Below are 11956 nucleotides of genomic sequence, written 5' to 3'. Positions count from 1 at the left end.
GGTCAGTTCCCTCCTGTCGTCGTACCGGTGGCCAACGCCGGCTCCGGCTCGCCGTCCACGGCCGCGGCGCCGATGCTCTCCGCCTCCTGCCTTCCACGCTGCCGCGCCCGCCCGCGAACCTCCTCGCGTGCCACGCGTGCCCTGCGCTCCTTGAGCAGCGAGAAGCTCCAGACGGTGACGGGGGCGAGGGAGATGACCAGGGCCAGGACGGCCCAGGTGCGCATCGCCGCGTGGGTGTGGCCGAGCACGAACGAGGCGGCCAGTGAACTGGTGAGCACCGCCGCCCAGAAGAGGTGGATGCGGAAGGTGAGCAGCCGGTCGGGGCTCGCGTCACCGCCCTTGGGCGTGACCACGAAGCGGCACGGGCGGCGCACGACGGCGGCGCCGAGCGACTTGGCGTAGATGGGCGCGGAGAGCGCGGACATCGCCATTCCGGCGAGGCCCCCGGAGCCCTGCGGCTCATGCGGGGAGACGTTGTGGCGGCGGTTCCACAGGTAGAGCCCCACCTGGAGCGCCGCGGCGTCGCTGTAGAGCATGAGCCAGATGGACGCGGCGACTTGCGTACCGGACGCGCCGAACCACAGGAAGAGCACGCAACTGGCCACGCCGAGGACCCAGTTGACCGCCGTCATGGGGTAGTAGACGAGCATCATCGTGTACGAGAAGAGGCGGCCGGGCGGCATCGTGAACGGCGCTTTCCAGTACTGCTTGAACAGCGTCTCGTACGTCCCGCGCGACCAGCGCATCTGCTGGGTGAAGAAGTCCGTCCAGGAAGCGGGCCCCTCGCCGACGGCGAGGACGTCGGGGGTGTAGACCGACCGCCAGTGGCGCTTGGTGACGGGGTCCCTGTGGCGGTGCAGCTCGAAGCCGGTCGCCATGTCCTCGGTGATGGAGTCGTACAGGCCGCCGACCTGACGGAGCGCCTGGATGCGTACGACGTTGTTGGTGCCGACGAACATGGGTGCGCGGTAGCGGTTGCCGGCGCGCTGGATCAGGGCGTGGAAGAGGAACTGCTGGGATTCGGCGGCCTTGGTGACGGGGCTGTCGTAGTTCCCGTAGACCTGCGGCCCGACGACGAAGGCGACGTCCTCGTCCCGGAAATACCCCATCATCCGCTCGAGGAAGTTGGGCAGCGGAACGTGGTCGGTGTCCACGGAGGCGAAGAAGTCGTAGTCACCGCCGTGCATCGCGAGCCAGGCGTTGTAGTTGCCGTGCTTGGTGCGGGCCTTGTGGACGCCCTTCTCGCGGTTCCACTCGGGCACGCCCTTGCGGGTGAAGTGACGTACGTCGAGTTCGGCGCAGAGAGCCTTGGCGTCCTCGTCGTCACCCTCGTCCAGGAGCCACACGTCGAGAGGGCCGGTGTGGTGTATGCCCTTCGCCCCCTCAAGGGTGGCGCGGACCATGCTGAGGGGCTCCTTGCCCGGGACGTACGTCGTGAGGAACGCGACGCGGGTGCCGGGTTCGGGGGTGACCGGGATCGGGTCCCGCGCCATCAGCGTCGCGTGGGCGATCGATATGACGTTGACCAGCATGAAGAGCTCGATCAGGCCGATGGCCACGAGCATCGTGGCGTCGAGCCAGATGAGCCAGCGGTCGGCGCCCTCCCGTTCCGTCCAGTGGGTCGGCCACACGAGGTAGACGAGGAGGAGGCCGGTGAGGACGGGGGCGAGCGTCATCAGGAGGACCGCTCGTATTCGGTGGGGCTCACTGGAGAGGAGCTTGTTGTACTGCACCCGATAGCGGCCGCCTTCGCCGCTGCCGCTGCTGCCGCCGTCCGGCTCCGTGAGCGGTCCGGCGAGTGTGCTGTGGGTGTCGTAGTCGTAGCCCTCCGGCCGCACAGCGCCCTCCAGGTCGTGGGTGATCTGGCTCTGGCAGGTTCAGGTGCGAACGAGCCGATAACCACACAAAAGTGGAGTTTCCCCGGCGTGTCGAACCGGACGCGTCCGTGCGAGCGGTCTTACGGTGACCGGTTCGGCTGGGGTTGCGGGCCGGAACAGGCCGGGGCAAGAGTCCAACAGGATTGCTCCGTCAGTGGATTTCCGCGGGGCAGTCGGGCGGGTGGGCGGGAAAGGCCTGTTCGTCCAGGGTCGGACGCGGGGCAATCGGGCGGGTGGGCGGGAAAGGCCGTTCGGGAGGGCGGCGCACCGCCGCAGGGGGCGACGTCAGGGCCGCGTAACCCGCCGCAGGCGACTCCGCATGGCCCGCTGCGCAAGCGGCCCCAAATCCTCGACGGCCGCCACCAGGACGGACAACTGCTCCAGGGCATCCAACGCCCTGCCCGCCCCTGCCTCGTCCACCCCCTCGTACAGCTCCATCCCCACGAAGGACGCCGCCACCGCCCGTGCAAGGCCCGCGGCATCCACGAACTCCCCCAGCGGCGTCACCGAGAAGACTCGGACCAGGACCTTCTCGATCTCCTCGATCCAGAGGGCGAGACCTGCCGCCGTCGCAGGAGCGAGGCGAGGCTGCGTCTGGGCGCCCGCGAGGAGCTGGCCAAGGACCGCGACATGACCCGCGGCCCGCTCCTCCTGATGCATCTCACGGCCGAATTCGAGGAGTTCGGCCAGCGAGGACACCGCGTCGAGCCGCTCCCGGTAACGCGAGACCCGCTGCTCCGAGCCATGACGGCAGGCCGCCGCCAAGAGCTCGTCGACGGACCCGAAGTGGTAGAAGACCAGCGCCTGATTGACCCCGGCGGCAGCCGCGATCGTCCGCGCGGACGTCTTCGCGATGCCCTGCTCCGTCAACGTACGCAGGGCCCCTTCGAGGAGTTTCCGCTTCGTCTCGGCGCTCACGCCCTCGCCTCCTCGCGAAGGGGCCGCAACCCCGGCCGCACATCACGGCCGCGGACATCCGCGTACTCCGCCGTGAAGGAACCCTCGTACCCGAAGAGCGGCCCGAAGTACCGGTTCACCACCCTGACCCGGATACGGAAGCGGCCCGTCGCGTCGTCGTAGGACTCCCGCACCTCCGCGTCGCCGCCGATCAGGCCGGGGACGCGGACATCCACCGGCCCCTCCCGGAAGCGGTGCTCCCCGGAGCGGATCAGCAGGGAGCCGTCCGGTTCGGCCCGCAGGTGGAGGTCGCTCGCGAGGTGCTGGTGAGTGCCCAGGTAGTCGAGGATCCGGTCGCCCCGGGGGCCCAGGACCATCTGGGCGTCGAAGCGACGGGAGCGTCCAGGGAGATCGAAGGTGCGCACGAAGCTCACCGTCTCACGGCCGAACGTGTCGACGTACGGCACGTTCTCGATGGTGAAGGGCACGTGGCGACCCGCCCGCGGGACAAGGATGTTGCGCGTGCCGCCCAGGGCCAGGAACGGCTTCACGAAGCCTCCGCCGTGCCAGACGCGGTCCATGACGCCCCGTCCCGTGCAGGCCTCGCCGCTCGCCAGGCCCACGGAGAAGCGGCGTTGCAGCTGTGGGTGCAGGCGGTCGAATTCGGCACCCATCACCGTACGGAAGATCGACGACGCCCGCATCACCGCTCCTGGAGGGTGGCCAGAACGCGCGGTGCACGCGTGCGTGGCGGTGGATTGCGCAGGCAGCGGCGCGCCGCCGGTGTCGTCGGCAGGGGCGGCAGGACGAAGGCGAGCGCCAGCACCGCGAGCGCCACCATCGGCGCGGCGAGTACGGCCGTGACCACGCACCCGAACCGCACGCCCACCTCTGCCAGCGCGTGCAGCACCTGGCGCTCGGGCGTGATCCCCCGCTCCAGCCAGAGCCGCAGCCGGTCGAAGGACCAGGCCGTGGCCCACCCCATCAAGGGGCGGAAGACGGCACGGTCGGCGAGCGCGCCGAAGCGGCCCCAGCGCGGCCGGTAGTCGTAGCCGGTGAGGAAGCGGATGCCGCCGTCGGCGGCGGGGACGTAACGCCAGTAGCCCGAGCCCTCGCGGAGGAGCGACAGCGGGTGCGGCGACGAGAAGCGCAGGGCCGATGTCCTGGTGCCGTCAGCGCGGCGCTTCTCGCCGGCGGAGATCCCGGTGCCCGCGATGGTGAGGAAGGGCAGGACGCGTGTGCCGTACCGGAAGCGCCGCGGCTCGCCCGGCATCTGCGGCAAGTAGGTGATCTCGGTGAAGCGGAGGTCCCAGCGCTGGTGCTGGGACGGCTCCTGGGTGCGTGCCCAGAGCTCGTCGAGGTCGGCGTCTATACGCGCTTCGACGTACAAGCTCACGACATACCCCCATGTCCGTGCGGTTTTGAGCGACTGCTCAAGAGGACCATAAGCACTTTTGAGCGGTCGCTCAAGTCGGCGGACGAAGAGAAGCCCTCGCCGTCCGGCGGCGAGGGCTTCTCTTGCGGCACAGGGAGGGAGGCGACTGCGCAAAGGCGGGACTGCGCGGCGAAGCGCCTACGCGGAAAGGTGTCGCTCCACCGTCTCGACCTTCGACGTCATCCCGTCCGTCACGCCGGGGCGGATGTCGGCCTTCATGACGACGGAGACACGCGGCGCCCGGGCCTCGACCGCCGCGACGGCACGCTTGACGACGTCCATCACTTCGTCCCACTCGCCCTCGACCGAGGTGAACATCGCGTCGGTCCGGTTGGGCAGGCCGGACTCACGGACCACGCGGACCGCGTCGGCGACGTACTCGCCCACGTCCTCGCCGACACCCAGCGGGGTCACGGAGAAGGCGACGATCATGCGCTCACGACACCTTCGCGACGAGCGCGCGACGCGATCACGGCGGCCTCTGCCTCACGCTTCAGCTTCCGCTCGGCGAAGAAGCCACCGGCCGGCAGGACGGAGAGGACGAAGTACAGGGCGGCCGTCTTCACGTTCCACTTCGTGCGGTTCCAGGCGTCGAGCCAGAACAGCACGTACAGGATGAAGAGCACGCCGTGGACCATGCCCATCACCGGCACGGCGTTGAACTCCGTGGTCCGCTTGAGCACCGAGCAGATGAGCAGGAGCAGGAAGGAGACGGCCTCGGGGGCCGAGACCAGACGGAGGCGGCGGAGTGCGGAAGCGGTCTTGATGTCCACGGATCACCTTCGGTGTGAGGCGGGAGCGAGGGGGCGGGGCAGCCCGGCGGCATCGATCTTGTGAATGCACGCACAAGCGACCCCCATTGTGACATCGGGGGCTCCTGCGGGTTCCCTCCGGGTTGGCTCAGGGGCCGTTGCCCTGTTCCGACCCCATATCCGACGGCTACCGTCGATGCGTGGCAACGTTCCGACTGCAAGGCAGCAGGGTGCTCGCCGTGGACATGTCCGGTGACGCCGTCAAGGCGAAGAACGGCTCGATGGTCGCGTACGACGGCCAGATGGCCTTCAAAAAGATGACCGGCGGCGGTGAGGGCATACGGGGGGTGGTGACCCGTCGCATCACCGGCGAGCAGATGACGGTGATGGAGGTGAAGGGGCACGGCACGTGCTGGTTCGCCGACCGCGCCACCGAGATCAACCTCGTGCAGCTGCGCGGCGAGAAGCTCTTCGTCGAGTCCGGCAATCTCCTGTGCACGGACGGGGGCCTGCGCACCGGCACCCACTTCACCGGCGTCCGCGGCGCCTCGCAGGGCAACGGCCTGTTCACCACGACCGTCGAGGGTTCGGGCCAGGCGGCGATCATGTCCGACGGGCCCGCGGTGGTGCTGCGCGTGAGCCGGCAGTATCCCCTGACGGTGGACCCGGGGGCGTATGTCGCGCATCAAGGAGACCTCCGCCAGAACCTCCAGTCGGGCGTCACTTTCCGTACGTTGCTCGGCGAGGGCGGCGGCGAGGCCTTCCAGATCCGCTTCGAGGGCGAGGGGCTCGTCTATGTCCAGCCCAGCGAGCGGAACACGATCGCGGGGGACGTCTGACATGCCCTTCCGAGAGATCAACTCGAAGATGGTCGAGGCGACGATCCTGCCGGGCCAGCGGTTGTTCAGCCAGCGCGGCGCCATGCTGGCCTACAAGGGAGACGTCGCGTTCACCCCCAACATCCAGGGCGGGCAGGGCGGCCTCGCCTCGATGATCGGGCGCCGCGTCGCCGGCGAGGCAACTCCCCTGATGACCGTCGAAGGCAGCGGCACGGTCCTCTTCGGGCACGGCGGCCACCACATCCAGGTGATCACCCTCTCCGGGGAGACCCTCTATGTGGAGGCTGACCGGCTGCTCGCCTTCGACGGGACGCTCCAGCAGGGCACGATGTTCATGGGCTCGCAGGGCGGCGTCATGGGCATGGTCCGCGGCCAGGTCACGGGCCAGGGCCTCTTCACAACCACCCTCAAGGGTCAGGGCGCGGTCGCCGTCATGGCGCACGGCGGCGTCATCGAGGTGCCCATCACCCCGGGGCGCCCCGTCCATGTCGACCCCCAGGCGTATGTGGCGCACCACGGGGACGTACGCAACAAGCTCTCCACGGCGCTCGGCTGGCGCGACATGGTGGGACGAGGCTCGGGCGAGGCGTTCCAGCTGGAGCTGTCCGGAAGCGGTGCGGTGTACGTCCAGGCGTCGGAGGAGAAGCTGTGAACCCCTCAATGCCCGCGGGAGCGCCCGCGCCTCTCGACCCGATGACGCTCCCGAGCGACGACAGCGTGAACGCGTACACCTTCTGCGTGGAGCTCAAGGGGAGCCAGTGGTTCCTGCAGAAGGGGAAGATGATCGCCTATTACGGGTCGATCGAGTTCAACGGCGTCGGGCACGGCCGCCTGGACCGTCTGGTGCGCACGAGTTTCCATTCGCCGCTGCACGCGAGCGACTGGGTAGTGGCCGACGGGCAGGGCAAGATGCTCCTCGCCGACCGGGCCTTCGATGTGAATTCGTACGACTTGGAGGACGGCAACCTGACCATTCGCTCGGGCAACCTCCTCGCTTTTCAGCCAACTCTCGCGCTGAAGCAATCCATCGTTCCGGGCTTTGTGACCCTGATCGGAACCGGAAAGTTCGTGGCCGCGTCGAACGGCCCGGTGGTGTTCATGGAGCCGCCGATCCGGGTCGACCCGCAGGCCCTCGTGGGCTGGGCCGACTGCCCTTCACCCTGCCATCACTACGACCACGGATATCTGACCGGAGTCATCGGGGGCGTGCGGGCACTGACCGGCATCGGTGGAACCTCAGGCGAGGAGCACCAGTTCGAGTTCGTGGGAGCGGGCACGGTGCTGCTGCAGTCCTCGGAGGCGCTCATGGCCGAGCAGGCGACGGGTGTGGTGCCGCACCAGGCGGGCGTGCCGGGAGGTCATGGCGCACCGGGTCAGCAGGGCGGGCCCGGTCAGCACGGCCGGCAGCCGGGACAACCGCGCCTTCCCGGACAACTGGGGGACCTCCAGCGTCGCTTCGGGCTGTGAGCGGTAGTCTGCGGAGTGTGACGGGCGAACGCCTGTGCGCCTCTGACAACTGGGGGTCAGAGGTGTGTGTCACACACCGACATTCGTTCACATTTCAACTTCCTAGGTAGAATCGATTCCATGGAGACCGATACGGCCCCGCAGTGGCTGACCAACGAGGAACAGTGCGCCTGGCGCACCCACGTAGAGGTCAACAGGATGCTGACCTATCAGCTCGAGAAGGACCTCCAGCCGTTCAACCTGACCATGAACGACTACGACATCCTCGTACATCTCTCCGAATCCGAAGAGAAGCGGATGCGTATGAGCGATCTCGCGGCCGCCACACTGCAGTCCAAGAGCCGCCTGTCCCATCAGATCACCCGTATGGAGAACGCGGGCCTGGTCCGCCGGGAGAACTGTGAGTCCGACCGTCGCGGGCTCTACACCGTCCTCACGGACGAGGGCATGGAGACCATGCAGCGGGTCGCCCCGCACCACGTGGACTCGGTCCGCCGGCACTTCGTCGACCTGATCTCACCCGAGGCGCTCGGCGAACTCCACAAGGCCCTGACCCCGATCGCGGAACACCTCCGCGCCCAGCGGGGCAAGCCCTGACCCTCACCGGGTGGCGGCAGGGACCCTGAGTTCGAAGAGCGCTCCCCCACCGGGGGCCTCTTCGACCGTGAGGGTCCCGCCGTGGCGCGCGGCGACGTCGCGCGCGATGGCGAGGCCCAGACCCGCCCCGCCGTCATCCCTGGTGCGGGCGTCGTCAAGGCGGACGAAGCGCTCGAAGATCCGGTCGCGTTCGCTCGGCGGTACGCCGTTCCCGTCGTCGGAGACCTCAAGGACCGCCCACGTGCCTTCGGCACGGGTGGCGACCGTGACGTGCGAGTGCGCGTGGCGTTGCGCGTTGTTCACCAGGTTGCCGAGCACGCGCGCCAACTGGTTGCGGGAGCCGTTGACTTCGGCGTTCTTCAGATCCATGCGGACGTCGACGCGGTCCCGGGTGCGCTGCGAGAGCTCCTCACGGGCCAGGGCCGCCAGGTCCACGTGCCCCCCGCCCGGCTTCTCGCCCGCGTCGAGGCGGGCGAGGAGGAGCAGGTCGGCGGCGAGTTCCTGCAGTCGTACGGTGTCCTCGACCGCACCGTCCACGTCGAGCAACTCCGGGTGGGCCGCGCCCACTTCGAGCTGTGTGCGCAAGGAGGCGATGGGGCTGCGCAGTTCGTGCGAGGCGTCGGCCACGAAGCGGCGCTGGCGTTCCACCGAGCTCTGCAGGGCGGCGAGCGTCTCGTTCGTGGTCGTGGCCAGGCGGGCGATCTCGTCGTGTGTGTCCGGTTCAGGCACGCGGCGCGCGAGATCCTCCGAGGCGGTGATCGCCGCCATCTCGGAGCGGATCGCGTCCACCGGGCGCAGGGCGCGGCGCGTCACCAGCCAGGTCACCAGGGCGATGACGGCCAGGAGCAGCGGGAAACCGATGAGCATGGAGGTCAACGCCGTGGAAACGGCGCTCTGTTGGGCGGCGAGCGAGGCGCCCGCGTAGACGGTGAGGTCGTCCTTCTTCTCCACGTTCACCTCGACCGCGGCGAAGCGGTAGTCCTGCGTCTCGCCGTCGATGGTGGCGGAGCCGGAGGTGACGTCCGCCGCGTCCTCGGAGATGTCTCCGGCTTCGAGCGCGTCGCCCTCGCTCTCGTCGTCGTCATCGTCACCCTTGGGGGGCGTGGCGGCCGACCGGGGCTTGATGTCGGCCACGCCCGTACCGCTGATGGCCTGCAAGTCCTCGGTGGCGGCGACGAGCCTTCCGTCGCCGTCGACGACCTGAACGGGATGGTCGTCGTCGTCCAGGTCCAGATCGCCGTACGCCACGTTCGCGGCGAGCCGCGAAGCCACCCCGCGGGCTGCGGACTCGGCCTGCCCGCTCGCCTGGTCGGCCAGGTTCGCGCGCAGCGAGAGCAGGACGGCGGCGCCGGCGGCGACCAGCGCGACGGCCACGACAAGGGTGGCGCCGAGGGTGGCGCGGGCCCGCACGGAACTGAACACTCGAAGGGTGCGGCGCGCAACGCCTCCGGTAGGGCGGTGGTGGGAGACGGGTGGGAGCTTCATCGGGGGGTCTCCAGGCGGTAACCGGCGCCGCGCACCGTCTTGATCAGCGGCGCGCCCAGCTTGCGCCGCAGCGCGCTGATGTACACCTCGACGATGTTGGGGTCTCCCTCGTAGGCGAAGTCCCAGACGTGCTCCAGGATGTCGCCCTTGGAGACCACCTCGCCCGCCCGCAGCACGAGCTGCTCAAGGACGGCGAACTCCTTCGCGGTGAGCGTCACTTCGTCGTCGTCGCCACGGAAGACACGGCGGGCCGCGGTGTCGACCCTGAGGTCGCCGAGGGTGTGGAGGGGGGACGGCCCGCCGTTGCCCCGGCGGCGCAGGAGGGCCTTCACACGGGCAACGAGCACGACGTACGAGAAGGGCTTGGTGAGGTAGTCGTCGGCGCCCGTGTCGAGCCCTTCGGCCTCGTCGTACTCCCCGTCCTTCGCGGTCAGCATCAGGATCGGTACGTCGTGTCCCGCGGCGCGCAGGGTCGAGCAGACGCGGTAGCCGTTCATGCCGGGCAGCATGATGTCGAGGATGACCAGGTCGTACGTTCCCTCGCTCGCCCGGTGCAGTCCGTCGACGCCGTCGTGTACGACGTCAACGGCGTAGCCCTCGGCCGTCAGGCCCTTGGCGAGCGACAGGGCGAGCCGCTTTTCGTCCTCCACGATCAACAGGCGCATGCGTTCAGGGTGGCAGAGCGAAGCTGAAGAGTTCTTCAGGCGGCTTCAGGCTGGCTTCAGCATCGCTCAGCCAGATTGGTTCTTGTCGAAAGCGAACGGCAGCGGCCCACGGGCCGCACAGCCACCGTCTCGGGAGGAACCCCTTATGAAGCGCAACATCGTCATCGCCACCGTCGCGGCCATCGCCCTGGTCGGGGGCGGCACGGCGACAGCGCTCGCCGCCACCGGCGACGACGAGTCGTCAGCCGCAGCGAAGAAGTCGAGCGTCCAGCTGAAGGACGACAACCGGGACGACGACCGCGACGACCGTGACGACGACCGGTACGACGACCAGGACGACGCCAAGGAGAACACCGCCGAGGCGAAGGCCGCCAAGGTGAGCGCGGCCGACGCGATCGACGCGGCGCTGGCGAAGCACTCCGGTACCGCGGTCTCGGCCGAGCTCGACGACGAGGACGGCGGCCTGGTCTGGGACGTCGACCTGCTGAAGGGCGACGCGTGGACCAGCGTGCAGGTGGACCCCGGCACCGGCAAGGTGCTCGGCTCGCACACCGAGCAGGATGACGACGGCGATGCCAAGCGTGTGGCCGCCGCCCTGAAGGGTGCGTCCGTCAACGCCGAGGACGCGGCGAAGGCCGCCGGCGCCAAGGGCACAGTGACCTCCGTGGACCTGGACGACGACGGCACGGCGGGCGCCTGGGAGGCGGAGACCTCCGGTGCCAAGGGTGCGGAGTCCGACTGGAAGGTCGACCTCCAGTCGGGCAAGGTCACCGCCGACAAGTCGGACAGCCACGATGACTCCGACCACGACTCGGACGACAACGACTCGAACGACGACTCTGACGGCTCCGACGACTAATTGGCCCCGTCCCCCCGAGGAGCCGGCCCCGCAGGAATGTCCTGCGGGGCCGGCTCCGTCGTGCGTGTGCTCTGGACCACCGCTTCACGGCACGTCACCGCCTGAACCGCCGCAGGGCCCGTCTCAGCCCGAGGTCAGGCTGGCCAGCAGTTCGTCCGCCGCCGCGTAGGGGTCGAGCTCCCCGGCGACGATCCGCTCCGCCAGCGCCGAGAGCCGCGCGTCCCCGTGCAGGTACGCGATGCGCTCCCGCAAAGTCGTGACCGCGATGGTCTCCACCTCGCGGGCGGCCCGCGCCGCGCGACGCTCCGCGAGGACACCCCGCTCCTCCATCCACGCCCGGTGCTTCTCCAGGGCTTCGACGACCTCGTCGATCCCCTCGCCCCGCGCCGCCACCGTCTTCACGATGGGCGGGCGCCAGTCCCCCGCGGCACGGGCCTCCCCGAGCCCCAGCATGTGGTTCAGCTCGCGCGCGGTCGCGTCCGCGCCGTCGCGGTCCGCCTTGTTGACGACGTACACGTCACCGATCTCCAGGATTCCGGCCTTCGCCGCCTGGATTCCGTCGCCCATCCCGGGAGCGAGGAGCACCACCGAGGTGTCCGCCTGCGAGGCGATCTCCACCTCTGACTGGCCCACGCCGACCGTCTCGACCAGGATCACGTCGCAGCCCGCCGCGTCCAGGACGCGGATCGCCTGGGGCGCCGACCACGCGAGCCCGCCGAGGTGGCCGCGCGTCGCCATCGAGCGGATGTAGACGCCCGGGTCGGACGCGTGCTCCGACATCCGGACCCGGTCGCCGAGCAGCGCACCCCCGGAGAAGGGGGACGAGGGGTCGACGGCAAGGACGCCGACCCGCTTGCCCGCCCTGCGGTAGGCGGCCACGAGCGCCGACGTAGAAGTCGACTTGCCGACACCGGGAGATCCGGTGAGGCCCACCACGTACGCATGGCCGGCCAGCGGAGCCAGCGCCGCCATGACCTCGCGAAGCTGCTCGGAAGCCCCCTCGACCAGTGAGATCAGCCGGGCCACGGCCCGTGGCCTGCCCTCGCGGGCCTGCGCCACCAGGGAGGGGACGTCCTGCATGTC

At 69.5% G+C, this 11956-nt stretch carries 14 protein-coding genes; 5 read left to right on the top strand and 9 right to left on the bottom strand.

The window, feature by feature from the left end; all coding sequences use genetic code 11:
• Window positions 1-2 precede the first annotated feature (2 nt).
• The 6 genes from AB0I94_RS06335 to AB0I94_RS06310 form a co-directional block, all read right to left on the bottom strand.
• Window positions 3-1838, bottom strand: a complete 1836-nt coding sequence (locus AB0I94_RS06335) for a cellulose synthase catalytic subunit (RefSeq protein ID WP_363308239.1) — start codon at window positions 1836-1838, stop codon at window positions 3-5.
• Between the two features lie 324 nt (window positions 1839-2162).
• Window positions 2163-2795, bottom strand: a complete 633-nt coding sequence (locus AB0I94_RS06330; RefSeq protein WP_363308238.1) for a helix-turn-helix domain-containing protein — start codon at window positions 2793-2795, stop codon at window positions 2163-2165.
• Complete coding sequence (locus AB0I94_RS06325; RefSeq protein WP_363308237.1) at window positions 2792-3478, bottom strand: DUF4166 domain-containing protein; 687 nt, start codon at window positions 3476-3478, stop codon at window positions 2792-2794. Before AB0I94_RS06325 ends, AB0I94_RS06330 begins: the two co-directional genes overlap by 4 nt.
• Complete coding sequence (locus AB0I94_RS06320; protein WP_363308236.1) at window positions 3478-4170, bottom strand: hypothetical protein; 693 nt, start codon at window positions 4168-4170, stop codon at window positions 3478-3480. The genes AB0I94_RS06325 and AB0I94_RS06320 overlap by 1 nt, the downstream gene beginning before the upstream one ends.
• 177 nt (window positions 4171-4347) lie before the next feature.
• Window positions 4348-4641 (bottom strand): MTH1187 family thiamine-binding protein, encoded by a 294-nt coding sequence (locus AB0I94_RS06315; RefSeq protein WP_160507269.1) that lies wholly within the window; start codon window positions 4639-4641, stop codon window positions 4348-4350.
• Window positions 4638-4982: a DUF3817 domain-containing protein gene (locus AB0I94_RS06310; RefSeq protein ID WP_363308235.1), complete on the bottom strand. Its 345-nt coding sequence runs from the start codon at window positions 4980-4982 to the stop codon at window positions 4638-4640. Before AB0I94_RS06310 ends, AB0I94_RS06315 begins: the two co-directional genes overlap by 4 nt.
• A 179-nt stretch (window positions 4983-5161) precedes the next feature.
• Here AB0I94_RS06310 and AB0I94_RS06305 point away from each other — a divergent pair, with 179 nt between their 5' ends.
• The 4 genes from AB0I94_RS06305 to AB0I94_RS06290 all read left to right on the top strand — a co-directional run bounded on the left by AB0I94_RS06305 (window position 5162) and on the right by AB0I94_RS06290 (window position 7864).
• Window positions 5162-5800, top strand: coding sequence for an AIM24 family protein (locus AB0I94_RS06305; RefSeq protein ID WP_363308234.1), 639 nt, complete (start codon window positions 5162-5164; stop codon window positions 5798-5800).
• 1 nt (window position 5801) lies between these two features.
• Window positions 5802-6452, top strand: a complete 651-nt coding sequence (locus tag AB0I94_RS06300) for an AIM24 family protein (protein WP_363308233.1) — start codon at window positions 5802-5804, stop codon at window positions 6450-6452.
• 8 nt (window positions 6453-6460) lie between these two features.
• Entirely contained in the window at window positions 6461-7267 is an 807-nt protein-coding gene (locus AB0I94_RS06295; protein ID WP_363308320.1) for an AIM24 family protein, read from the top strand.
• A gap of 120 nt (window positions 7268-7387) precedes the next feature.
• Window positions 7388-7864, top strand: coding sequence for a MarR family transcriptional regulator (locus AB0I94_RS06290; RefSeq protein ID WP_190081904.1), 477 nt, complete (start codon window positions 7388-7390; stop codon window positions 7862-7864).
• A 3-nt stretch (window positions 7865-7867) separates the two neighbouring features.
• Here the strand turns inward: AB0I94_RS06290 and AB0I94_RS06285 are convergent, their stop codons facing one another.
• Both AB0I94_RS06285 and AB0I94_RS06280 read right to left on the bottom strand, forming a co-directional pair.
• Window positions 7868-9349, bottom strand: a complete 1482-nt coding sequence (locus AB0I94_RS06285) for a HAMP domain-containing sensor histidine kinase (RefSeq protein ID WP_363308232.1) — start codon at window positions 9347-9349, stop codon at window positions 7868-7870.
• Window positions 9346-10014, bottom strand: coding sequence for a response regulator transcription factor (locus AB0I94_RS06280; RefSeq protein ID WP_363308231.1), 669 nt, complete (start codon window positions 10012-10014; stop codon window positions 9346-9348). Before AB0I94_RS06280 ends, AB0I94_RS06285 begins: the two co-directional genes overlap by 4 nt.
• Before the next feature lie 145 nt (window positions 10015-10159).
• Between AB0I94_RS06280 and AB0I94_RS06275 the strand changes: the two genes are divergently transcribed.
• The gene (locus tag AB0I94_RS06275; protein ID WP_363308230.1) at window positions 10160-10873 is read left to right on the top strand and encodes a PepSY domain-containing protein; all 714 of its coding nucleotides are present in this window, start codon (window positions 10160-10162) and stop codon (window positions 10871-10873) included.
• Window positions 10874-10996: 123 nt separating this feature from the next.
• Here the strand turns inward: AB0I94_RS06275 and meaB are convergent, their stop codons facing one another.
• Complete coding sequence (gene meaB, locus AB0I94_RS06270; RefSeq protein WP_363308229.1) at window positions 10997-11953, bottom strand: methylmalonyl Co-A mutase-associated GTPase MeaB; 957 nt, start codon at window positions 11951-11953, stop codon at window positions 10997-10999.
• Between the last annotated feature and the right edge of the window lie 3 nt (window positions 11954-11956).

Source organism: Streptomyces sp. NPDC050147 (genome assembly GCF_040660195.1).
Classification (GTDB): domain Bacteria; phylum Actinomycetota; class Actinomycetes; order Streptomycetales; family Streptomycetaceae; genus Streptomyces.
The sequence above is the reverse complement of the archived record's forward strand: the minus strand, read 5'-3'. Positions and strand labels throughout refer to the sequence as shown.